Annotated in this window: 20 protein-coding genes; 13 read left to right on the forward strand and 7 right to left on the reverse strand. The window is 51.6% G+C overall.

Features of this window, described 5'->3' with window-relative positions; translation table 11 throughout:
- Nucleotides 1-115: 115 nt before the first annotated feature.
- The 3 genes from OLM33_04240 to OLM33_04250 form a co-directional block, all read right to left on the reverse strand.
- Nucleotides 116-436, reverse strand: coding sequence for an ATP-binding protein (locus tag OLM33_04240; GenBank protein ID MCW1712884.1), 321 nt, complete (start codon nt 434-436; stop codon nt 116-118).
- Nucleotides 436-1,689, reverse strand: coding sequence for an IS21 family transposase (gene istA, locus OLM33_04245; protein MCW1712885.1), 1,254 nt, complete (start codon nt 1,687-1,689; stop codon nt 436-438). Before istA ends, OLM33_04240 begins: the two co-directional genes overlap by 1 nt.
- Before the next feature lie 599 nt (nt 1,690-2,288).
- Nucleotides 2,289-4,475, reverse strand: coding sequence for an Eco57I restriction-modification methylase domain-containing protein (locus OLM33_04250; protein MCW1712886.1), 2,187 nt, complete (start codon nt 4,473-4,475; stop codon nt 2,289-2,291).
- Nucleotides 4,476-5,167: 692 nt separating this feature from the next.
- Between OLM33_04250 and OLM33_04255 the strand changes: the two genes are divergently transcribed.
- From OLM33_04255 to OLM33_04270, 4 genes are all read left to right on the forward strand, one after another.
- Nucleotides 5,168-5,524, forward strand: coding sequence for a type II toxin-antitoxin system RelE/ParE family toxin (locus OLM33_04255; protein ID MCW1712887.1), 357 nt, complete (start codon nt 5,168-5,170; stop codon nt 5,522-5,524).
- 34 nt (nt 5,525-5,558) lie between these two features.
- Nucleotides 5,559-5,930, forward strand: a complete 372-nt coding sequence (locus OLM33_04260; protein MCW1712888.1) for a helix-turn-helix domain-containing protein — start codon at nt 5,559-5,561, stop codon at nt 5,928-5,930.
- Nucleotides 5,931-6,671: 741 nt separating this feature from the next.
- A complete protein-coding gene (locus tag OLM33_04265; protein ID MCW1712889.1) occupies nt 6,672-7,028 on the forward strand; it encodes a hypothetical protein in 357 nt (118 codons plus the stop codon).
- Nucleotides 7,029-7,132: 104 nt separating this feature from the next.
- Nucleotides 7,133-11,344 carry an acyl-CoA dehydratase activase gene (locus OLM33_04270; GenBank protein MCW1712890.1) on the forward strand — a complete coding sequence of 1,404 codons (4,212 nt, stop codon included), beginning with the start codon at nt 7,133-7,135 and terminating at the stop codon, nt 11,342-11,344.
- A 34-nt stretch (nt 11,345-11,378) separates the two neighbouring features.
- Here the strand turns inward: OLM33_04270 and OLM33_04275 are convergent, their stop codons facing one another.
- Nucleotides 11,379-12,212: a MurR/RpiR family transcriptional regulator gene (locus OLM33_04275; GenBank protein ID MCW1712891.1), complete on the reverse strand. Its 834-nt coding sequence runs from the start codon at nt 12,210-12,212 to the stop codon at nt 11,379-11,381.
- A 360-nt stretch (nt 12,213-12,572) separates the two neighbouring features.
- Here OLM33_04275 and OLM33_04280 point away from each other — a divergent pair, with 360 nt between their 5' ends.
- From OLM33_04280 to OLM33_04305, 6 genes are all read left to right on the forward strand, one after another.
- Entirely contained in the window at nt 12,573-13,907 is a 1,335-nt protein-coding gene (locus tag OLM33_04280; GenBank protein MCW1712892.1) for an aspartate aminotransferase family protein, read from the forward strand.
- A gap of 77 nt (nt 13,908-13,984) precedes the next feature.
- Nucleotides 13,985-14,938: a TAXI family TRAP transporter solute-binding subunit gene (locus OLM33_04285; GenBank protein ID MCW1712893.1), complete on the forward strand. Its 954-nt coding sequence runs from the start codon at nt 13,985-13,987 to the stop codon at nt 14,936-14,938.
- 86 nt (nt 14,939-15,024) lie between these two features.
- Nucleotides 15,025-16,995 (forward strand): TRAP transporter permease, encoded by a 1,971-nt coding sequence (locus OLM33_04290; protein ID MCW1712894.1) that lies wholly within the window; start codon nt 15,025-15,027, stop codon nt 16,993-16,995.
- Nucleotides 16,995-17,684 carry a CoA transferase subunit A gene (locus OLM33_04295; GenBank protein MCW1712895.1) on the forward strand — a complete coding sequence of 230 codons (690 nt, stop codon included), beginning with the start codon at nt 16,995-16,997 and terminating at the stop codon, nt 17,682-17,684. Before OLM33_04290 ends, OLM33_04295 begins: the two co-directional genes overlap by 1 nt.
- Nucleotides 17,668-18,357: a 3-oxoacid CoA-transferase subunit B gene (locus OLM33_04300; GenBank protein ID MCW1712896.1), complete on the forward strand. Its 690-nt coding sequence runs from the start codon at nt 17,668-17,670 to the stop codon at nt 18,355-18,357. Before OLM33_04295 ends, OLM33_04300 begins: the two co-directional genes overlap by 17 nt.
- Nucleotides 18,350-19,534, forward strand: coding sequence for an acetyl-CoA C-acyltransferase (locus OLM33_04305; GenBank protein MCW1712897.1), 1,185 nt, complete (start codon nt 18,350-18,352; stop codon nt 19,532-19,534). Before OLM33_04300 ends, OLM33_04305 begins: the two co-directional genes overlap by 8 nt.
- A 79-nt stretch (nt 19,535-19,613) precedes the next feature.
- Here OLM33_04305 and OLM33_04310 read toward each other — a convergent pair whose 3' ends face one another.
- Nucleotides 19,614-20,381: an SDR family oxidoreductase gene (locus OLM33_04310; protein MCW1712898.1), complete on the reverse strand. Its 768-nt coding sequence runs from the start codon at nt 20,379-20,381 to the stop codon at nt 19,614-19,616.
- A gap of 168 nt (nt 20,382-20,549) precedes the next feature.
- Here OLM33_04310 and OLM33_04315 point away from each other — a divergent pair, with 168 nt between their 5' ends.
- Complete coding sequence (locus OLM33_04315) at nt 20,550-21,323, forward strand: EFR1 family ferrodoxin (protein MCW1712899.1); 774 nt, start codon at nt 20,550-20,552, stop codon at nt 21,321-21,323.
- A 105-nt stretch (nt 21,324-21,428) separates the two neighbouring features.
- Here OLM33_04315 and OLM33_04320 read toward each other — a convergent pair whose 3' ends face one another.
- Nucleotides 21,429-21,581: a hypothetical protein gene (locus OLM33_04320; GenBank protein ID MCW1712900.1), complete on the reverse strand. Its 153-nt coding sequence runs from the start codon at nt 21,579-21,581 to the stop codon at nt 21,429-21,431.
- Between the two features lie 62 nt (nt 21,582-21,643).
- On the reverse strand, nt 21,644-22,207 hold the full coding sequence (locus OLM33_04325; GenBank protein ID MCW1712901.1) for a flavin reductase family protein: 564 nt from the start codon (nt 22,205-22,207) through the stop codon (nt 21,644-21,646).
- A gap of 346 nt (nt 22,208-22,553) precedes the next feature.
- Between OLM33_04325 and OLM33_04330 the strand changes: the two genes are divergently transcribed.
- The gene (locus OLM33_04330) at nt 22,554-23,318 is read left to right on the forward strand and encodes an ABC transporter permease (protein ID MCW1712902.1); all 765 of its coding nucleotides are present in this window, start codon (nt 22,554-22,556) and stop codon (nt 23,316-23,318) included.
- Nucleotides 23,315-24,085, forward strand: a complete 771-nt coding sequence (locus OLM33_04335; GenBank protein MCW1712903.1) for an ABC transporter ATP-binding protein — start codon at nt 23,315-23,317, stop codon at nt 24,083-24,085. Before OLM33_04330 ends, OLM33_04335 begins: the two co-directional genes overlap by 4 nt.
- The last annotated feature ends 3 nt before the right edge of the window (nt 24,086-24,088 follow it).

Consider the following 24,088-nt stretch of genomic DNA (forward strand, 5'->3'; position numbering starts at 1 on the left):
CGCACTAAAAGGATATTTGGTTTCGGTCGTGCTTTCAATGGCCGTTTTGCAATTCTGGGGATTTCCAGCTTGCAAAACTGGGGATTTTCATTTTGCAATTCTGGGGATTTTTAGCTTACAAGAAACACAGATTATGATTTTCCTCAATGTATGCGCAGGTAGATAGCCTTACTATCTGGGTCTTATCCAGTTTCCTGTCAGGATGGTATTCGATATTTTCTATGCAGGCACCAGGAATCGAATAATTAGCTTTCTGTATCAGCCGGGTCAAACGGTTGCTCTTTCGTGCTGACCATTCTGAATCCACAAGCATGCCGAAGCGCTCTTCAAATGACATTTCCGCAAAATATCCGTTTTTGATCTGTTCGTCAAAAGACTGGGCCATTACAGAAAGCCTCATCTCATGCAGCTTGGATATAGTATTGTTATCCAGCATCATCCATTCCTCCTGTAGTACCCTGCTCCGCGCGTAAAGCCGTACTGCTCTGTCTTTTGTTTTGCCGCATCCTCATTCTTGTCCGTCTCCTGCGTAAGTTTATCCTGACCTGATATAAGGATGGCCTGTATGTTCTTAAGGCTGGGGCAGGAAGTAAATGACAGTGCCTTCTCACATGATGCCTCAAGGCGTATGGCTGAATATTTATCCGCAAGTTTGAGCATAGCCATGCATGACTTGTATCCCTGCTGTTCTATCCTGTATCTGCTTAACAGCAGACGGATCACGGCAGCTGTGTTCTCACCTATCTTCTCAGCCCACCTGATGAAGCGTTCCGAATCCCAGGAGACGTAATTCTTATGATTAGGCGGCATATGCCCTTCATTGGTGCTATATTGGTTGATATGACCATATAACCTGCGATGGGACGCTATACGGTTTCCCTCGAAGAATATCTCGACCATATTCTTCGTAAGGCGCACGTCCACTTTACGTTTGATGTACTCGTACGGTACGGAGTAGTTGTGGTGGTCTGTGCTGATATGGTAGTTATACTGTACGGTGGCTATTTTCCAGGTCGCAAGTTCATATGGGTGCGGCGGCAGAGGCAGCAGGAATATCTTTTCTTCGGAGAATGCGGCTGCCCTGCTGCCTTCTTTCTTCTGGAAGGGTTTGTTGTTAAATTCAACGAGTTTGGCTGCTATTGCCTCGTTTAGTTCATGCAGGGAGAGAAACTGGACGTTACGCAGAGAGGCAAGTATCCATGTTGAGATGATCCCGACAGAACATTCAACTGTGGCCTTGTCCCGCGGAGCCCTTGGGCGGGCAGGTATAACCGCGGTCCCATAGTGTTCTGCAAGCTCAAGATATGTCCTGTTAATTATGGTCTCGCTTTTAGATACACTTGTTACACCGGTTTTAAGGTTGTCCGGCCTGAGGATGCGTGTTACTCCACCGAAATATTTATAGGCATTGACGTGTGCGGTGGTCCAGCTTTCCTGATTCTGGGAGATGAAAGCTTCGACATATGCATAACCGCTGTACGGCAGCACTGCCACAAAGACATAAGATTTTATGGACGCGCCGGTGTCGGTATCCGTTATGCAAACATTCTGACCGGCCCAGTCGACCTCCATTATCTCTCCCGGCTTGTGGTCCAGATGCATGGTTGCGTTGTTTTTAATGACATAGTCACGGTAATATTTGTTGAACTGTGTCGACTGATAAACCACCCTGGGGTCAGACCTACACATTTGACATTATTGCATATTTCACACAATTGACAGGAACCAGACAAAAAAAATTATAGGGTCAGCCCTAAATAAGGAAGCCTCGGCCAGGTTTATTGTGCGAGCAATGCTGAATCAAGGCGTTAGCAGTGAATGTGAAGTGCATATTTGCGCCGATTCGCTTTATCGAAGCCTGCTGCAGGGTGAGCTGGGCCGCCATCATATTTGAAAACCACAGAGGGGTCAGACCTACACATTTGACAAAATGGAAAACCACAGAGGGGTCAGACCTACACATTTGACAAAAGAAAACCACAGAGGGGTCAGACCTACACAATTGACAGAATGTGGATAAGTGGCAGAATGGTCAAGTCCTTGTTAGAGATAATTTGAGTCAGACCGGTATGTGTCAAAGAACTGTGATCAAGGAGATGTAAGCATGGCTAGGCCTTTGCGGATGGAATACTCTGGTGCCTTTTACCATGTAACCTCCAGAGGTAACGAACAGAAGGATATTTTCAAGAGCGATCTCGACCGAGAGAAGTTTCTATCTTGCCTTGTATCCGCGGGGGAGAGATACGGAGCTGTATTTCATGCCTACTGCCTGATGACCAATCATTTGCCTAGTAGTTATCAATGAGGCTGATCTCCGCCGGTGTTAGTCTATACAGTCTTGCCACCGCTCTGTTAACAGCACGCTCGGCTTCTCGGATATCCGCGTTGATTTTATCGCTTCTTTCTTTTTCGGGTACCGAGCACAGCTTCGACAGGGCCATTGCTCCGTTTTCGATCTCGGTCTTCAGGTTGACGTGGAAGCTGTTGGTCGGGCTGATCTTCTTTATCGGGAGGACAGACAGGTTTGCGGGCTTTACCTCGTAGTGCTCGTTCAGCAGCTCTGTGCAGATCCTTCTCATGTAGAAGTCCATGAGGCTTGAGTTCAGGAGACCTAGGAGGTAGAAGTCGCCTGAGGCTATTATGCTGGTCTTGTCGTTGGAGAAGAGGCCGTTTGTGTCTATGGTTGCTGATATGCGTTTAACTATTGTCGGGCAGATTATTTTTGTCTTTTCAAAATTTTCGTAGTAACGGCAGGAGCGGAGTTCCCACCAGTAGTCGCCTTTGTCCCTGCGCTTTGACGCCTTTTCCTCGTATTGAGCAAGGTGTTCTGCTATTGCGGGATATTGTGAACAGAGCCATTCTTCAGGTCCCATGTCGCCCCTCATCTTGTCCGTTATTCCCTTGGGAAGGAAGACCAGATATTTCTTGATGGTCGGGATGGCGTACCTTTTTACGTTTCTTCCGGAGAGGAAGGGCCTGAGTATCTTTGAGCTGTTGGGATCTTTTTCAATAATTTTTTCTGCAGTTGCCCTGTCAGGGGCGAATGCCTCGTTGAGACCGGTGAGTATCCCGCGGTAGATATGTCCTTCAACGTATTCCTCAAGAGGTATTCCCATATCGGTTATCTTGTTCATTAGCGCCGCTGTATCCTCGGCGTCGAAGACCCATCCCTCATCGCTCAGTGCTGAAATGGTCTGCGTTGCAGACTGCTCTTCTACATAGAGGGATATGTTTTCGTGGTCCGCGTCCTCTACAACTGTAACACTGACGTCTTCGGAGGGAGCGCCGTTTGAGCCTACAACTATCGAGAGCGGGGTAGAGATGCCCTTTACAGGGGGTATGTTTGCGTAGTCGACGATCTCGGTAATGTTTTTCTGGGACATAAAGTGACGAAGGCCGACTCCGTATCCTGAGCGCATCCATCTGTTTGACATGAGTACACCGACCCCGCCGTTCTCAGTGGCGAGTCCGAAAGCTTTTTCTGCGTAGTAGCAGTAGAGGTCTGTGTTGTGTGAGAAAGAAGCGTATTTCTCCAGCTTTTCTTTTATAAATGAGAACTCATCCTGCTTCATGTGGGGCGGGTTTGTCGCGATGACGTCAAAGAGCATGCCTTCAAAGAGGTCTTCTGTCAGGATGTTGCCCCAGACGAACCTTCTGTCGTCTATCTTTTTCTCTGTTTGCATCCTGAGCATGGTCTTTAGTATTTCAAGGGCTCCTGCATCGTAATCAGAGGCGTAAAGGGAGCCCGTAAGGAACTGCTCCGTAAAGTTTTTTTCGGTCCTGTCCGCATGGCTGCCGAGGTATTTGTTGAGACCTGAGCGAAGCTTTGCGACAAGCCCGGCCATTGCATGAAGCATCTGTCCCGATCCCGAGGCAATATCACAGAATTTGAGATATCGCAGTGTTTTGTCTATCTCTTTAGCCTTTGCCCTTATGACAGTATCGTCGAAAAGGGCATACCCGAAGGAGAAATAGCCGTCAAGGGCCGCATCGCTGAGTCCACATGCCTTCTTTATATGTATCTTGAGAGCTCCCGAACAGGTGTGGGTCAGAATGTCTTCGGGGATGTCAACAGTGTCGTGGAGAGGTGATTTTACAAAAAAAGTACGCCAGCCCTCTCCCGTGGAGGGAACAAGAGCTACGAAAGCAGCGTCTGTGCCGGTCCGTGTGAGGTGATCCATGATAAAGTCAGCACAGTGAGGCGCGGCGTCAGAGATCGATACTCCTATCTGTGTCTTGACCAGAAGGACTTCGATCCGGGCCCGTCCGATCTTCGGAGCCTGGCTTCCAAAAAGACGGAAGGAGGATATGTGCTTTTTATATTTTTCCCCGACATGAATGCCTGAGCGGATCCAGGTATCGTCCTCATTCAAAGAGGGCAGGTAAGTCCGGATCTTCGAGAGGTATTCATCGAAGTCGATCAGCGCGTCTGAAGCCTTGAGTTCGATAAGTAGGGACTTGCCGGTACTGGACATGCTGTCACCGCCTGACGTGTTTTTTATGTATATAGTATGTCTATAGTATAGGACAATGTATGAGTTTTAGCCAGAAACTGCCCGAGGGTGGCTGCTGAGCAATGGCTGAGCATGGCTGAGCGGTTGCTGAGCGGTAGTAAGGGCGGCCGGGAAGGGCACCGGCGGCGGTTGGCAAGCGTAGGCAAGCAGTCGTTAAAATCGGCTGAGCAATCGCTATTGTTTAGCTGACCTTAAATCATATGGGTCGGTGCTAGAATTTCGTACAGTTTGTTAGGATAGAGTATATGCTCGAGAGGAGCTGATATCATGCCAAACAAGAGACAGAAATATGATGAGGAATTTAAAAAGAATGCAGTCCGACTAAGTTTTGCCAGCAACAGGACATTTCGACAGACAGCAGATGATCTTGGTATAGAAGTGAGCATGCTGTATCGCTGGAGAAAGTGTTACAAACTGCCATTGCAAACTGCCATTGGGGTCAGACCTACACATTTGACAAAATGTGGATAAGTGGCGGAATGATCAAGTCCTTGTTAAAGATAATTCTGGGCAGACCTTCATGTGTCAAAGAGCAGTGATCAAGGGAGCGATAATATGGCTAGCCTTTGCTCCTTGACACTTTTTATAAAAACAGATAGTATTCATTTAAATGAATATTCATTAAAAAGAATATTTTCCCCGGAGGAAAAGGGATGGCTGAAGATCAATGCAAGGTCATTTATTCTTTAAGTTTTGTAACATGGCTTAATTCTTTATCTGCTGATGATCGAACCAGTATAGTCGCGTTTATCCGATTAATAAGGGAGCATGGAGTGGCTCTTGCCGGTTCATATTCAAAACCGGTAAAGGGTTCGAAAATTCATAGTTTACGTGAACTCAGAAAAGTATTAAATGGCAGGAAAATTCGGATCCTATACGCTTTCGACCCGCTGCGGCGCGCAATTATGCTGACAGGCGGAGATAAGACTAACGACAAGCGGTGGTATGAAAAAAACATCGCGATAGCTGAGAGAGAATGGAGCATATGGTTAAAGATAGATTCCAAATAGGGCAGAGGATCTAGTTATGTGAGGGGGAGTATTTATGGAAACAGTATTGATGGATAAAAAGCATATATTTACTGATGATAGATCCTTAAAAATGCCTGAAGGATTTATCTCTTCAGATGAATATGAAGAAAAGCTTGCTGAGGAAGAACAGACAACAATTCAAGAAAAAGCAAGAGAAATGTATACAGAACTCAAGCTTGAGCAACTGCGCAGGCAATTTAGAGTTTCTCAGAAAGAACTTGCAGGAAAAATGCAGATAACACAGTCTCAAGTTTCAAAAATTGAAAATAATCAAAATTTAGAAATAAGGACATTAAGACGATTTCTCAACAATTTAGGGCTTGAGATGGTCATTTATGCAAAAAAAGAAGATGGGGCCTTGATACCGATAACAAAACATAAATAGGATCAAGGAAGGCTGTAAACATTTGAAAAGAGCGGCGAGGAACTTGCCGCGGGAAGTGCGGTTTGAAAAACCGCGAGAAAAGTCGGCGGAGCCGACGGGAAGGGTTGTAAAGGGCAGGGGCGAGGAATTCGCGTCCTACGGCTGTTGGAGAATTGCGGCCAAAAATGCGGGCAAGCATAGGCAAGCGGTTGGCAAGCAGTCGTAAAAATCGGCTGAGCGGGTTGCTGAGCAATAGCTAAGCGGTCGCTAAGCAGTTGTAAAATCTAAAAACCTTTAAACCGAAGCCGCTGGATCCCGATTTAAGCACTTGGGGATACGAGTGTCTCTGAACTTAGTATTTCACCGGCTTTTCAAAACCTAACCAAAAGACGCTGGATTCCCGATCTCAAAGCGCATTCGAAATAGTTCGAATGCTAAGGAGTTTTTAGATGTTTCCTTAACAGGAAACGGCATTCTCCTGATCAGAGGGGAAGCGTCCGGAAACGACAGAGAGTTAGGCTAATGGCAGAAACAACGGTAATTTTGAGCCTCCGCGGCCTTTGGCCGCAATTCTCCGCGATGCGAAGCGAGCGAATTCTCCAGCGACTGGGATTTTAAGTCGCGAATTCACCGCAGGACGAAGTCCTGCAAATTCTCCGCGGCATGCTCCATGCCGCAAAATTTCTACTCTGGAATTTATTTGTAAGATGTGTTAATCTTCGCAAACGGAGATGGTGCTGTTTGTACAAATTCAGTAATGTTATGAAAAAGTACGCATATATCCTTCTGACCTCTCTGATCATTTTTCAGACAGCTGTTGCCGTTTTGTCCGGGCACAGCATCCGTTACAGCCTCGGCCCCAGGACCGCAACGATAATAATGAACAGCATCGAGACACCCGCGGTCGCTGTCGTCTCCGTCCTCAGGCAGACTCTTTCAAAACTTTACAGGTCCGTCAACAGCCTATCCAACACTGATCAGTCATTTTTTGCAGGCAGAAGCGATGTGTATGACCACTCTTCATTCCGTCCTTTGCCAAACGTCCTCGATAAAGACCACATCACTTCGGAGAGGGAACACCTCTTTCTTCCTGTTTTGGATCTCGTACTCCTGATTTAGTCCGACTTCTCCTTTTTCGTTTCCGAATTTCAGATAAGCGTTTAAAACCGGGCTGTCTGCGTACAGCCCATGTTCTGACAGGAAAGGTTAGGAGGAAGCAACAAATGCCGCATCTTCACATGGGGCTGGATATCGGTTCAACAACGGCGAAAGCTGTACTGCTGGATGATAGGGACAGACTCGTTCACAGCAGGTACTGCAGGCATTTTTCCGATGTCCGCTCGGCAGTCTGTGATATTTTTAACGAAGTTAGGCAGTCTATAAAAAATTCAAGGATAACGCTTGCGATAGCCGGATCCGGAGGGATCGGGGTAGCAGAGGAGATGAAGCTCCCGTTCACGCAGGAGCTTATTGCATGTTCCGCATCGGTCAGCAGGTTCATCCCGGAGGCAAATGTATGCATTGAGCTTGGCGGTGAGGATGCCAAGCTTACATATTTCGATCCCAACGGCGCCGACCAGAGGATGAACGAGACTTGCGCCGGAGGGACCGGGGCCTTTCTTGATCACATGGCGATGCTCATGGGAACGGACCCGGCAGGGCTGAACGAGCTTGCGTCAAAACACAGGATGATATATCCGATCGCGTCGCGTTGCGGGGTCTTCGCCAAGACCGACGTTCAGTCCCTGATGAAGGAGGGGGCCGAGAGGGCGGACATAGCGGCATCGATATTCCAGGCCGTAGTGAACCAGACGATAAGCGGACTGGCCTGCGGGAGAAGGATCGTCGGAAATGTCGCATTTCTCGGAGGGCCGCTTTATTTCCTTCCGGAGCTGAGAAAGAGATTTTCCGAGACTCTCAGGCTTCTGCCCGGCCAGACGATATCGCCCGAAAACTCACACCTCTTTGTAGCCCTCGGTGCGGCGCTCCTTGGGAAGAAGAATGACGTGGTGAGCATATCAGAACTCGACAGAAGGTCGGCCGTCTACTCGCTTCCGCTCAGCATGGACGGCGTTCCGGGGCTGCCTCCTCTTTTCCGTGACGGGGAAGAGAGGAGGGAGTTTGGTGAAAGGCACAGAAGGTCGGGAACACCGCGAAAAGAGATAGCCTCGGCATCGGGGCCGGCCTATCTTGGCATAGATGTGGGGTCGACGACGACAAAGGCTGTTCTGACAGACGGAGACGGCAGGATCCTCTTCTCCGACTACAGGATGCAGGGCGGAAGCGAACCGCTGCGTACAGTCAGTGAGATGCTGAAGGAACTCTATTCACGGATGCCGGAAAGTCTCTTCATAAAGAGCAGCTGTGTGACAGGGTACGGGGAAAAGCTTATCCAGACCGCTTTCGGGGTAGACATGGGAGAGATAGAAACTGTCGCCCATACCAGAGCCGCCGGAAAGATCGATCCCGATGTGGAATTCATCATCGACATCGGCGGACAGGACATGAAGTGCCTGAAGACGGAAAAGGGGACGATAAGGCAGATATTCCTGAACGAAGCCTGCTCATCGGGCTGCGGCTCTTTCCTGCAGAACTTCGCTGAGTCCCTCGGGATGGATATGGATGAGTTCGTATCCTGTGCTGAGAGGTCCCGTTCGCCCGTAGATCTGGGTACGAGATGCACGGTATTCATGAACTCCAAGGTGAGGCAGGCCCAGAAAGAGGGCTCGTCGATCGAGGACATTTCCGCCGGACTTGTATATTCCGTCGTCCGGAACGCGCTCTACAAGGTGCTGAAGATAAAGAGCGCGGATGAGATCGGGGATCATATCGTCGTTCAGGGCGGAACTTTTAAAAACGACGCGCTGCTCAGGGCGTTTGAGATAGTTACCGGCCACAGTGTGCTCAGGCCGGATATCCCGGAGTTCATGGGCGCTTACGGAGCGGCCCTGATATCAAAGGACCGCGAAGGCACCTGCAACAGCTCGATAATCACAAGGGAGCAGCTCATGATGTTCGGATCTGAAACAGAGACGAAACGCTGTCAGGGGTGCGGCAACAGCTGCCTGCTGACAGTTACTTCCTTCAGCGGAGGACGGAGGCACGTTACAGGAAATATGTGCTCCAACGGAGAGACCGAGGGGACTGCGGCGCGGGAGCTTCCTCCGAACCTCTATGCCGCGAAGTACAAAAGGCTCTTTGAACACTATGTTCCCCTCAGTTCTGAAGACGCCCCTAGGGGAACCCTGGGGATCCCGAGGGTGCTGAACATCTACGAAGATTATCCTTTCTGGTTCACACTCTTCACCGAGCTGGGGTTCAGGGTGGAACTTTCCTCTCCGCGTCCTGACGAGAGCCTGGCTATTGACACTGTACCGTCGCAGACGCTATGCTTTCCTGCAAAACTGGCGCACCGCCACCTCCAGGAGCTGGTCGTCAGGGGAGTGAAACTCATCTTTTATCCCGGCGTACAGAAGGAAGCGAGAGAGTACAGGGATGCCGACAACTGCTTCAACTGCCCCGTAGTGGCCGGGTATCCTGATGTGGCGGGGCTGAACGTGGACGGACTGAGCTCGGGAGATGTGCGTTACATCCACTCTTTCTTTTCTGTCGATGCGCCTGATAAGATCGCGGGACAGGTGGCGAAGGAGTTCGCCCGGGACGGGGTAGTCCCTGTAGAGGCGGCAGAGGCTGTTAAAAAGGCATACGCGGCACAGGCTGAGTTCAAAAGTGATGTAGAAGAGATGGGAGACCGGGCGGTAAGGCATGTAAACGCTAAAGGAATAACGGGGATAGTTCTCGCAGGCCATCCTTACCACCTTGATCCCGTCGTCAACCACGGCATCCCGGAATTGATAAACGGTCATAACGTAGCTGTGCTGACTGAGGATTCGGTCGCCGGAAGGTCAAGGGGCATGGAGACGGGCGCGGATCTGAAAGTGATCGACCAGTGGGTCTTCCACTCCCGCCTCTACAGGGCAGCCAGCGCTGTCGCCAGGGATCCTGAGCTCCGCAGGTTTGAGCTGGTCCAGCTCAATTCCTTCGGATGCGGACTGGATGCGATAAGCGCGGACCAGACTGCCGGGCTTCTGGAAAGGGAGGGGAGGATGCATACCCTTCTTAAGATAGACGAGAGCAAGAACAACGGTGCCGTAAGGATCAGGATACGATCTCTTCTCGCAGCTGTCCGGACAAAGCAGATGCCTCAGGAAGCCCCGTGCGGTGCCGTAATCTCAGGATCAAGGAGGCGTACAGTTTCTGCCGGCAAAAGGACGATACTCTGTCCGCCGCTCTCGCAGTATCACTTCCAGTTTCTTGAGCCGATAATGAGGGCGGAGGGCCATGACTTCAGGGTACTGCCCGAAGGAGGCAGGGAGTCGGTCGAGCTGGGGCTCCGATATGTGAACAACGATGCCTGTTACCCGGCCATGATCGTTGTTGGACAGTTTCTCAACGCGCTGAAGAGCGGCCTGTACGATCCGAAAAATACGGACTGCTTCTATGCCCAGACTGGAGGATCCTGCAGGGCCAGCAATTACGTGCCCCTTCTCAGGAAGGCCCTCGACGAGGCGGGGCTTAAAGAGGTCAGGGTCCTGACGGTCAACTCACAATGCAGGAACTCAGTCGCTTTCCGCCTCTCCCCAAGGGTGATGTACCGCTCTGCCAAAGCCATGGTCTACGGCGACCTTCTTATGAGGCTGCTTCTGAGGACAAGGCCTTATGAACTGAACAGGGGCGACGCAGAGGCACTCTATGACAAATGGTCTTCAAAATACAGAAAGACGATAACGAGCGGACGCGGTCCGGATCATGCCTCGTTCATCAGGGATACTGCAGCGGATTTCAACGCGTTGCCCGTTTCCGGGACGGAAAAGCCGAGGGTCGGGATAGTTGGGGAGATACTGGTCAAGTATCACTCGGGAGCAAACGACAGGCTTGTGAACCTGATAGAGGCCAGCGGAGGAGAAGCAGTGCTTACCGATATCGCATCCTTCCTTCTCTACTGTCTCTTTGATCCGGTATTCAGGTACAGGGAGCTCTCCGGCAGCCTCCGCTCAGCCATAGCCGGACGGGGCGCCATAGCTGCACTCGAACTTCTGCGCAGGCCCGTCAGAAAGGCTCTTGAGGGGACGCGCTTCGGTACGCTGCATAACATTTATTCTCTCGCGGACAAAGCCTCCTCGGTAGTTTCCTGTGCCAACCAGGCAGGTGAGGGGTGGCTGCTTACGGCTGAAATGATCTCGCTGATAGAGGGCGGAGTGAAGAAGGTGATATGTGTCCAGCCCTTTGCATGCCTTCCCAACCACATTACGGGGAAGGGAGTGATAAAGGAGCTGAGAAGACGCTATGCTGGGTCAAGCATACTCGCGCTCGACTATGATCCGGGCACGAGCTCCGTCAACCAGATGAACAGGATCCGGCTGCTTATGTCCTGAAGACTTTGCTCCGAGGGGGCCTGCGAAGGGGTCCTTAACAGTAGACTGAGCTGTCCGTCCAGTTCCTCTCCAGTTCCTCGAGCCTTTTAAGCGCCTTAGGCCCCAGCTGCTCGGCGACCTGTATGAGCAGGGTGTTGATAAGACCGATCGGGATGAGGAGCGAGTCGATGTGGGCTATGTGGGCGCAGGGCGAGACGATGCACATGTCTGCTGCCTTCGCCAGCGGACTGAACGGCGAGTCGGTGATCGCGGCGGTAAAGAATTTTCTCTTTTTCGCGAGTGTTATGCATTCCACAGTCTGCCTTGTGTAACGCGGATAGCTGATCCCTATGACGATGCTGTTATGGGGGGCCGCAACAAGGTGGTTGCCCATCGTGTCGGTCGTCGGAAGCTGGACGTTGGTGAAGAACCAGGAGAGGTAGTATTCCATATACACAGCAAGAGTTCTCGTGCTTCGGAGGCCGACTATGTAGATCGCATCCGAGGCACATATTTTTGCCGCAAGCTTTTTGATCGTTTCGTCGTCGACTGTGGAAAGCGATTCCTTCGCCTGTTCCAGGTCGCTGTTGATGACTCTCGCTATGAGCCCTCCTGTCTGTGGCTGCAGCTTGTGCGTCTGAAGGCGTCCGAGTGTGGAAAGCTGGTCCTTTGCCTCTTCCTGCAGGGACTTTATGAAATCCGGAAAACTTGAGAAGCCCAGGTTAGAGGCCATCCTTATAACCGAGGCTTCGCTGGATCCGGCGTTTTTGCCGAGCTGTAGCGCGGTCAGGAAGATCGATTCCAGTTTGTTCTTAAGCATGTACTCCGCAATTTTTCTCTGTGCAGGCGGAAGACTGCCCAGGTTGTTTTCAACGTTTCTCCAGCCCATTGTCGCCACTCCCAATATCATAAAATCAAATGCTGCCCATCATGATGATCCCCGAAATCAAAAGCACCATAACTTTATCACAAAAACAGCCGGTTCAGAAATACTTGCCATACAATTTCATGCAATTTAAGAAAAAAATAAAAACAATTAAGAGTTGACAAAAAAAATGATATAAGGTATAAAAAACTGAAGGAAATCCTTCATATGCTTATGTGTTGTCACAGGTGAATACTGTAGTGATTAAAAGCTATTTCAAGCATATATTTTTTTAAATCAAAGCACCTCTTCATTGAACCGTCTCACCTGTTAATAAGCATTATGATTTATTTCCTTCAATTATGACGGGAGGTAGAAAACAGGATGTTACAGCACTCATTTCCCCGAAGTTTCAAAGCAAACTACATTGAAGCGGACCATGGAGAGGGTATCTATATATATGATACCGAGGGCAAAAAATATCTTGACGGCTGCTGCGGTGCCCTGATCTCAAACCTCGGGCACTGCAACAAAGACGTCATTGATGCAGTCAAGGCTCAGTATGAGAAGATCGAATTCGCGCACCCCTCACGCTGGAAATGCCGGATAGTGGAAGAAGCAGCATCTGCTGTTGCAGAAACAGCACCGGGTGACCTGGACCAGGTCTGGTTCGTCAGCGGCGGAAGCGAAGCGATAGAATCAGCTGTTAAGCTTGCCAGGCAGTACTTTGTCGAAAGAGACGGACCTGCCACGAGCAAACATCTGACGATCGGACGTTGGAATTCTTACCACGGGAGCACCATCGGCACTATGGCGATAGCCGGATCCATGGCTCGCCGAAGAGTATTTTCACCGCTCTTCAGGGAATCACCCAAAATTGCTGCCTCTTATTGTTACCGCTGTGAGTTTGGAGCTGAATATCCCTCATGCGGTGTGATGTGTGCAAAACATCTTGAAAAAATGATAAAAATAATAGGTCCCCAGTATGTTTCGTCCTTCATCGCAGAGCCTCTTGTCGGGTCAACAGTCGGTGCGATAACGCCGCCTGATGAATACTGGCCGATGATAAGGGAGATCTGCAGCAGATATGACGTTATCCTGATCGCTGATGAAGTAATGACCGGATGCGGGCGGACAGGGAAAAACTTCGCGGTCGATCACTGGAATGTAGTGCCTGATATCATCGCTACTGCCAAGGGGCTTGCCGCGGGATATGTGCCGACAGGCGGGATCATCGCAAGAAGCAGTATTGTTGAAGAGATCAAAAACGGCAGCGGCACATTCATGCATGGCCACACCTATAACGGAAATCCGATAAGCGCTGCCGCTGTATGCGCAGTTTTTAAGTACATGAAGGAGCACAGTCTGGTCGAAAACGCTGCAAAGATGGGGGAGATACTTGGAGCAGGAGTGAGAAAGATCGCAGCAGAAAACCCGATCGTGGGCGATGTCAGAGGCAAAGGGCTTATGTGGGGATTTGAACTGGTGAAGGACAAATCTACCAGGCAACCCTTTGAAAAAACAGGGGCAGCAAATGTCGCTACGAAGGAGTGCGTGGACAGGGGCCTGATCATTTATCCGGGTTCTGGTCAGGTGGACGGACTTCTGGGAGACAATTTCCTTGTCGCGCCTCCTCTTATCATCAACGAGGAACAGGTGAACGAGCTGCTGGAAAAACTGGCTGCCGGACTGGATGCGGCGGCAAAGAAACTGCTGTAAAGTTTTTTGCCCTGCCGTTTACGGCAGGTATCCATAGCAACGCGAAATAATACATCATTTAAGGAGGTATGTTTTTTATGAAGAAGAGGAACATTATCGCGCTTGGTATCATCGCAGTTATGCTTTTTGCAGGTATCGCCTCCGCTACGACGTTTATCACCATCGGTTCAGGCGGAGTCGGGGGAACATATTACCCGCTCGGCGGAGTAATGGCTGAACTTCTGACGAAGGGCGGACTGAACATCAAGGCTACATCCCGCTCGACTGCGGCTTCAAAGGAAAACTGCCGTCTTGTTGCCTCAAACAAGGCACAGATAGGGATGACGATGGGATCGACCCTCTATCAGGCTTACACAGGGACCGAGGCTTTTCAGCAGGACGGAAAACTCCCGCTCCTGACCCTCATGAACATGTATGCCGCCCCGCAGCACCTTGTGACTACGACCAAGACAGGCATCAAGACCTTTGCTGACCTTAAGGGCAAGAAGATATCCCTGGGGGCTCCCGGCGGCGGAGACCAGCTTCTCTCCCTGATGATACTCGAGGCAGCCGGATGGGATCCCGACAAGGACATCAACAAGCAGCAGCTGACACAGCCCGAAGCGGTAACTGCGCTCAAGGACGGCAACATCGATGCCGCTTTCTTCAACTTCGCGGCGCCCGGTTCGGCGATCATGGAGATAGCGGCCGTACGTGACGTGGTTTTGATACCGCTTCCGGACGACGTTATCGACAAGGTCACCAAGAAGAACCAGTTCCTTCTGAAGTACACGATCGAAAAGGGGATCTACGCAAAACAGGATCAGCCCTGCAAGACTGTGGCTGACGCCAACTTCCTCGTAGTAAACGGCAAAATGACAGAAAAGGTAGCATACGACTGCCTTAAGACTTTCATTGACAAAAAAGACGAACTTATGAAAGTCACTCCGCACGCGGCCAACTTTGTCCCCCAGAAGGCATCAGTGGGGATCATCCCGTTCCACCCGGGAGCTGCCAAGTATTTCAAGGAACAGGGAATAACAGTTAAGTAGGTTGCCCCGACACATAGTTGGATCTCAACGGGGGGCATTTGCTCCCCGTTGATGTTAGAAGCCTGACATTATGGGAGGTTTGTAATATGGAATGTGATCAGGGTCTGCGTAAAGCAGATGATATCGAAAAGCTGGACATCGTTCCGGAGATAGTTGAAGATCCTGATGAAAGTAAAAAGCGGAGACTATCCGGCTGGCAGTTTTACCTTGTGGCAGGCATTGCAATAACAGCTTCCTGCTTCCACCTCTACACAGCGGCATTCGGGCTTTTTGCGGCAATGACACAGAGGGCGTGGCACTGGATGTTCATGGGTGCGCTTCTCTTCCTTATATACCCCGCGTCACAGAAAAAAGGAAATAAGCTGAAGATAAGCATCTTTGACTGGATACCCGCGATACTTATTATCGTCGGATGCGCGAACATACTCCTTAACTACGACGCGATAGCAGCCCGCGAGGGCTCGGCGATCCCGTCTGACATCTACCTCGGCGTAATAATGATAGTGCTGGTGATAGAGGGCGCGCGCAGATCCCTGGGATGGCCGCTTCCGATAGTCGCGACGCTTGCCCTTGCTTACGGAGTATTCGGGCCTTATATGCCCGGCATCCTGGCACATGCGGGCTTCTCTTTTGAAGAGCTTGCCCCATTCATGTACCTGCGCACGGACGGGATATTCGGAGTACCTCTCGGAGTCTCGGCTTCGTTCATCTTCCTCTTCGTCCTCTTCGGTTCATTCCTCAGCACCTCGGGGGCCGGCCAGTTCTTTATCGACCTTGCCGTAGGACTTGCGGGTAAGAGCCAGGGCGGACCGGGAAAGGCTGCGGTAACGGCCAGCGGCTTCATGGGCATGGTCTCGGGAAGTTCGTGCGGAAACGCGGTCACGACCGGAGCGTTTACCATCCCGCTGATGAAGCATTCGGGTTATTCTCCTGAATTTGCGGGAGCCATAGTCGCAGCCGCCTCCACGGGAGGACAGGTCATGCCTCCTGTCATGGGAGCGGCAGCCTTCATAATGGCGCAGTTCCTCGGCATCTCTTACTGGGAGATCGTAGTCGGCGCGGCGATCCCGGCAACTCTCTACTTCATTTCGATAGGGGCAATGGTCCACTTCAGAGCCGGGAAGAAGCGCATGCCAAGGCTTACTGATGAACAGCTTCCAAACGTCAGGAAGGTACTTCGCCAGGGATGGCACCTTCTCCTTCCGATAGTTTTGCTTGTTGTATTCCTTGCTTTTGGCTACTCTCCGACAATGGCGGTCTTCTGGTCGATCGTTTCGCTTGTGGCTGCATCGTGGATGGGGGACAAGGAACACAGGATGACCCCGAGGAGGATCATCGACGCTATGATATCGGGCGGCACGGGTGCCGTAGATGTGGCAGCTGCATGCGCCTGCTCGGGCATAGTGATCGGCGTTATCGCGATCACCGGACTGGGGCTTGCGTTCTCATCCTTTGTCCTGAGCATGTCTCAGGGAATACTCCCGCTTGCCCTCTTCCTCACGATGATCGGTTCGATAATCCTCGGGATGGGAGTACCGACGACCGCGCAGTATATCATAACTTCAACACTGGCGGCGCCTGCTCTGGCTCAGATGGGAGTTCCGATGTTCTCGGCCCACCTTTTCTGCCTCTACTTCGGTGTCCTTGCGGACGTCACTCCTCCCGTCGCCCTGGCTACATACGCATCTGCGGGCATAGCCAAATCCGAACCGCTGAAGACTGGCTTTACAGCTCTTCTGGTGGCAGCTGCAGGATTTATTGTGCCTTATATGTTTATTTACAATCCGGGTCTTCTGCTGCAGGGAAGCGTCTTTGAGATAGTTTTTGCAAGCGTGACAGCACTCATCGCAGTAATTGGGCTCTCAGCTGCAGTGCAGGGATATTTTGCTGATGACATCAACATAATAGAAAGGCTGCTGTTACTTGCTGTACCTTTCCTTATAGTTTATCCGACCATGCTCACCAATCTCATAGGAGCGGCGATAGTCGTGGCCATATTTGCCAAACAGAAGGGCTTCGGAAAGAAAAAAAATACACTTGAAGGAGGGACCGTATGATGACCAAGAAAATTATCAAACCGGTCGTCTCTGCACATGAAGCGGTGCAATGCGTCAAAAAGGGCGACACCATCATGGTCGGAGGGTTCAACTACGGCGGTATACCTTACACGCTTGTTGACGCCCTGTATGAAGCGGGAACAGACGAACTGACGATGATCGCCAACGACACGGCCTATGAAAACGTAGGCCACGGGAAGCTGGTAGCGGCGGGAAGGATCAAAAAGGTCATAGCCTCGCACGTAGGGCTGAACAAAAAGACGGGTGAGTACTACAACTCAGGAAAGATGGAGCTTGAGCTTTCTCCGCAGGGAACCTTTGTTGAGCGCATCAGGGCCGGTGGCTTCGGACTTGGCGGATTCCTTACGCCGACAGGGGTAGGGACCATAGTCGAAGAGGGCAAGCAGGTCCTGGAAGTAAACGGAAGGAAGTATATCCTCGAGCTGCCGCTCAGGGCTGATGTCGCGCTGGTCAGGGCTTATAAGGCCGACAGGATGGGCAACCTCATTTACAAGGGGACCAACCAGAACTTCAACCCTGCCATGGCCACTGCCGCGGAGATCGTGATCGCAGAGGTCGACTCGGTAGTCGATGTCGGTGAGCTGGATCCGAACGTGATCGTGACACAGGGCATCCTTGTTGACATGATAGTTGTGAAGGGAGGTTCATACTATGCTTCCAGAACTTGATGAATGCATCATAAAGGAAAGGATAGCCAAAAGGATAGCGCTGGAATTCTCAGAAGGGCAGGTAGTGAACCTTGGGATAGGAATACCCACGCTTGTCTCCGATTATATTCCCGAGGGAGTCCGCATAATCTTCCAGGCGGAGAACGGAGCCATTGGCATAGGACCGGCCCCTGCTGAACCTGACCTCAGATGCATAGGAGCCGGAGGGCGGATCATTTCGATGCTTCCGGGAGGTAGTTTTTTCGCCAGTGACACGAGTTTCGGCCTTATAAGGGGCGGGCACGTCGATGCAACTGTGCTCGGCACGCTTGAAGTGAGCCAGACGGGAGACATCGCCAACTGGGTCGTGCCCGGAAAGAGCGTTCCCGGAATGGGCGGAGCCATGGACCTTGTGGTGGGTGCGAAGAGGGTCTACATCGCTACTACTCACACGACCAAAAAGGGCGGGGCCAAGATACTGAAAAAGTGCAGCCTGCCGCTGACGGCTGTCGGAGTCGCAAGCATGGTGGTCACCGAGTTCGCAGTCTTCACTATAAAAGACGGCAAAATGACCCTGATAGAGATGTCCCCGGAAGTTACGCTGGAACAGATCAGGGAGCATACCGAAGCCGAGTTTGATGTTGCGGACCCGCTCCTTCCAATAAAGGGAATGGATGTGGCAGAAAGTGCCTAAAGCGGTAATACTTAGCGCAAGCAGGACAGCGGGAGGAAAATTCGGAGGGCAGTTCTCCAAACTTTCAGCTACAGACCTCGGGGCGGCAGCGCTGAAAGAAGCCCTAACGCGTTCCGGGGCCTCAGCCGACGCCGTTGAGGAGGTTATAATGGGCAACGGATGGCAGGCCGGAGTCGGGGCAAACCCCGCAAGGAACGCGATGTTCAAAGCCGGAATAGACCAGTCGGTACCGGCGTTTACAGTAAACATCAGGTGCGGTTCGGGACTTCGCACCGTAATGCTGGCGGCTGACAGGATCAGGCTCGGTGATGCCAGCACTATCCTGGCCGGAGGGATGGAAAGCGCCACCAATACCCCGTACATCCTGAGGGATGCCAGATGGGGTTTCAGGATGGGTGAGAAAAAGTCCGAAGATGTCCTTCACGCCGACGGCTTCATCTGTCCCCTGGCGGGGCGGCTGATGGGAGAGATAACGGAGGACGTCGTTATCCCTGAGTTCTCGATCTCACGTCAGGAACAGGATGAATTCGCATACTACAGCCACATGAAGGCCGTAGACGCGATCGAAAAAGGGCTTTTTAAGGAAGAGATAGTGCCGGTGGTCATAAAGGACAGGAAAAAGGGTGAGATCGTCCTTGACACGGACGAGATACCAAGGAAGGATACTTCGATAGAGTCGCTGTCAAAACTGCCCGTGATCTTTAAAAAGGACGGAACGATAACGGCCGGGTCCAGTTCAGCGCTCTGCGACGCCGGAAGTGCCGTGATGGTCGCCGGTGATGAATGGGCGAAGGCGGAGGGGCTGAAACCCATCGCGGAGATCCTGAGTTATTCTGCTGCGGCGGTCGATGCCGAGCACTTCCCGATAGCTCCGGTCAAGGCGATGGACATTGCGCTCAAAAAGGCCGGAATGACAATGGACGACATGGAACTGATCGAGATAAACGAGGCGTTTGCCGCCCAGGTGATAGCATGTCACAGGAAGATGCCCTTTGACATGGATCGCCTCAATGTCCATGGCGGGGCTATAGCGCTGGGTCACCCGATAGGGGCAAGCGGGGCCAAGATACTGACGACTCTCCTCTACGCCCTGAGACAGCAGGGAAAGAGCGTTGGGATGGCCAGTGCCTGCATAGGCGGAGGTCAGGGCGTCGCCATGATCGTGAGACTGGTTTAAGATAAGAGATCCACTGTTACGGAAGGCCTGAGGGAGCGCTTTTGCCGTCTGCAAGGCAGAGGCGCTTCTTCTTAATCTGTCAGTCTATCATCCTGCCGCCTTCGACAAATAATGTCTGTCCAGTAATGTATGAACTTCCCGTTGAAGCGAGGAAAAGCACCACCGCCGCGATCTCCTCCGGTTTTCCGAAGCGGCCAAGCGGGATCTTTGAGAGCAGTTCGTTTTTTTTCACTTTGTCATCCAGTATGTCGGCAGTTTGGGTAGTTGGGATGTAGCCTGGAGCAACAGCGTTGACTCTTATTCCGAAAGGTGCCCATTCGTGTGCGAGGGCCTTTGTCATTTGGCTTATTCCTCCCTTCGCAGCGGCGTATATCGAAAGCTCCTTGTGCCCTCTTGCCGATGATACGGACGCAGTATTTATTATCATTCCGCCACCTGATGCCTTCATTGATCTCGCTGCTTCGCATGCTGTGAAAAAGGGTGCCTTGAGGTCTATCTCCATAAGCCGTTCCCAGTCGTTCTCTGTGCATTCAAGCGCCGGCCTGCGTATTGAAAAACCAGCATGGTTGCAGAGGATGTCAAGTCCTCCGAGTATCATGCGAGCATCGCTGACCATACCCACTATGGAAGTGATATCCGAGAGGTCACACTTCACGAAATCGTAAACGGCCTTATGTCGGCAGCATTTTTTTAAAACTTCTGCGGCCTTGATCTCATCCCTTCCTGAAATGACAACGTCTGCCCCGCATGAGGCAAAAGCGTATGCGAACTCTGATCCAAGCGTTCCTGTCCCGCCTGTTATCAGAACTTTTTTCGCACTGAAGTCAAACATATTTTTGTAATCCATCACATTACTCGCCTTTCAACTATTTTTTCCTGTGCAGTCCGGATAGGGATCATGTGACTTTCCGCAAAGCCGTGATGCTGTTAATATTATATCCGAGCTATTGTCAATAATAATATCCCAGCAATATTTCTTCATAATTATCGATCAGAAACGGGAGGGAAATCAGAGATGAAAATAGAATATTTTGTTTTTTCGGGGACAGGGAATACTCTTCTTGTTGCCAGGGAAGTCGGCGAAAGGCTCAGAGAGAAGGGGCACGAGGTCAATTACCACATGATAGGCAGGAACAATTCCTTCAGAATGTCCGGGGAGAGTGTGATAGGTCTTGCCTTTCCCATCGCCTTTTTCTCTTCATATCCATTAGTGCTGAAATTCATAGCATCCCTTCCCGAGGGCAGGAGAAAAAAGATATTCATGACCGCCACGATGGGAGGATCTGCACTGGGCGCGGAAGGTAAGTTCAGGAAGCTGGTGCGCGACAAGGGTTACAAGCCCATTGGGTCCGAACTCTTCATCATGCCCGGCAACTACAACAACGGAGTCATACCAGTCGAGAAGAACAGTCAGCTGGTCTCGGCCGCGAAGGAGAAGGCAAGGGCGTTCGCGGACAGGCTTGAGAAGGGCAGCGCGGCCTGGGGCCGCGGTATCCCCGTCATCCCATCAATGTGGTATAAGCTGATTTCGAGCGGGAGATCGCTTCGCTTCTTTTACAGGATGTTTCCGATAACGGTCGATAAAGAAAAATGCATCAAATGCATGAGATGCGCAGAGAACTGTCCTGTAGGTGCCATAGACGGATCAGGGGAGTTTCCCTTCATAAACAAAAACATCTGCGAGTCCTGCCAGAGGTGCGTGGCTTTCTGTCCGGCTCATGCCATAGTCGTGCCAGGAAAGCCCGCTGAGCAGTACAGGGCGATGGAGTTCGAAGAATTTTCGCGGTAGGCATAGGTACCCTGAGCCGAAAAGTCCAAAACTCCGCAGTGACGGAGAAACCATTCGGTCCAGGGTACGCGAAGCCGGTACAGGCCATCCGGATCCTTCCGGCGACTAACCTTCCTTAAGTTCAGGCTCGAACTCCAGGTCGTTCTCTATAGCACAGTCGTTGCAGACGACTACCGTGTCGCCGTCCGGGGTGACGGCCTCATGAAAGAGGTCGCAACACTCTTTGAGCGCCTTGCCGCATATTGCGCAAACCAGCATTGATATTCCCCCTAAATGTAATAGTCAAAAGGCCCAGGTATTTGGCAAGGGCCTCAGTCTTCTTATCTGCCTTTCTTCTTCTTTTTTACCGAGAAGCCAAAGCTTCCTACCTCTTTTCCAAGGGCAAAGTATTTGCCGTGGCTCGTGGCTACAAGGCTCGCTCTTTCCAGGTGCAGCCTTCCCCTGCTGTCGAGAAGACCTTCGTCAACGTTGACAGCGACGATCTTCGAGAGGAACATGTCGTGAGTTCCCAGCCTGATCACCCTGTCGACCCTGCACTCAATGCTGACCGGGCTCTCTTCTATCATTGGGGCGCTAACTTTAGAAGCTGCAGCTGCTGTTATTGCAGGAAGCGAAAATTTGTCGATGTCCCTGCCAGATTTTACTCCGCAGTAGTCAGCCGTCCATATCAGCGGCTCAGTTGTGAGATTTATCACAAACTCCGACGTCTCAGTTATCAGCCCGTGGGAATAACGCTCCGGCCTTACGGATATGTATGTCATCGCAGGGTCTGAGTTGACTATCCCTGTCCATGCGACAGTGATGACGTTCGGCCTTTCCATCGTCCCGCACGAGACCATCACCGGAGGCAGCGGATAGAGCATAGTGCCGGGCTTCCATGTCACCTTTCCCAATTATGATCACCCCCTTTTAAAACATTGCTGAGCAAAGTCGTAAATACGGTCAAGCAATTGTCAAACGTTGTCAAACAGTAGTCAAACTGTTGTTTTATAGGGTCGTCAACACTTTACAATTGCTCAGCTACCGCTCAGGACATTGCTCAGCCGCTCCTCATGGATGCGAAGCGAGCAAATTCTCCAGCGACAAACGTCGCGAATTCTCCGCAGCCTGTAGGCTGCAGATTCCCCGCAGCATCTTCATGCCGCAGCCCCTAATAGATTAACATAAAGAGGGCCTATTTACTGTGCTTATCAGCTAAAAAAATGTACAATATAGCGGGAGCGTGAGCAGATGAAGATCGAGAAAGATAGTCTGACGAGAAGCGGTCTGATAGTGCCGGCAGTGTTGCTGTTGCTTTGGTGGGCGGGTTCGAACGCCGGCTGGTGGAACGCTTTCCTCCTTCCCTCTCCCGAAAGTGTGCTGGATTCCTTCATACTTTCGATCGGGGACGGAGAGCTGCAGAAGCACGTCTGGGCGAGCCTTGACAGGATAATCAGGGGCTTCGGCCTCTCGGCGGCGATGGCGCTTTCGTTCGCGCTTCTCTGTTCGTGGTTTCCTCGTGTCCTTGTGCAGCTGGACCCCACCCTCGAGTTCTTCAGGCATATCCCCCCCATGTCTACGATCCCCCTCCTGATCCTGTGGTTCGGGATAGGGGAGGCGCCAAAGATAATATTGATAGTGCTTGCCACATTTTTCCCCGTCTACATGAACGCCCTTCAGGGCATAAGGGGCTGCGACCCGAAACTGACAGAGGTAGCAGCTGTCTTCGGCTACAGCAAATGGTACAGGTTCAGATACGTCATTCTTCCCTCCGCCATCCCCTCGGTCCTTACCGGCCTGAGGCTGGGGCTGGGCTACAGCTGGCGCTCGCTCGTCGCTGCGGAGCTGGTGGCCGCGTCGTCGGGGCTGGGCTACATGATACTCGATGCCGAGCAGCTTTCCCGCTCTGATGTCGTCCTTATGGGGATATTCGTGATAGGAGCTCTTGGGGCCTTTCTTGACTATGGCTTCCTGTGGGGGATCAGGCGTTATCTGAAAAGGGGCATTGAAGCTTGAGCTGGCTGAAGATCCAAAACCTGAAAAAAAGATATATTCTTGAGGATATGGAGGTCGACGCGCTGAACGGGATCGACCTGGAGATAAAAGAGGGAGGCTTCCTGGTCATAGTGGGGAGGAGCGGCTCCGGCAAGACGACGCTCCTCAGGATACTTGCAGGGCTTGAGTGCGAGACGGCGGGCGAGATAACCTTCAAGGGAAGGATCTGCGGCCCGGAGTCCCCGCTCCCTGTAGGGATGGTCTTTCAGGAACCCAGGCTCATGCCCTGGCTCTCGGTCGAGAACAACATACTTTTCCCCTTCCTGCCGGGCGGAAGATCGAAAGAGATGCACCAAAAGGCACTGGAAATACTGAAGATGCTCGGACTCGAAGGGTATGAAAACGCCATGCCCCACCAGCTGTCGGGAGGGATGGCCCAGAGGGTGGCGCTCGGAAGGGCGCTCTCCTGTGACCCTGAGATAGTGCTGATGGATGAACCTCTTGGCGCTCTGGACTACTTCACGAGAAGGGCACTTCAGAGGGAACTCGTGAGGATATATCTGCAGGGCGGAAAGACCTTCCTCATGGTGACGCATGACGTGGGAGAGGCCCTTCGTATGGGTACCCGCGTGCTTGTACTGAAAAACGGGATGATAGAGGCCTCGATACCCATACCGCTCGAATATCCGAGGGACCGTCACTGTGAAACCTTCCAGTCACTGCTGGACGAGGTGCTGACGGCGCTGGATGATGCGGAGGGGCAAGGCGGCGTGAAGATGCCGCGCTGAGCA

Source organism: Synergistaceae bacterium DZ-S4, assembly GCA_025943965.1.
GTDB lineage: Bacteria > Synergistota > Synergistia > Synergistales > Synergistaceae > Caenicola > Caenicola nitritireducens.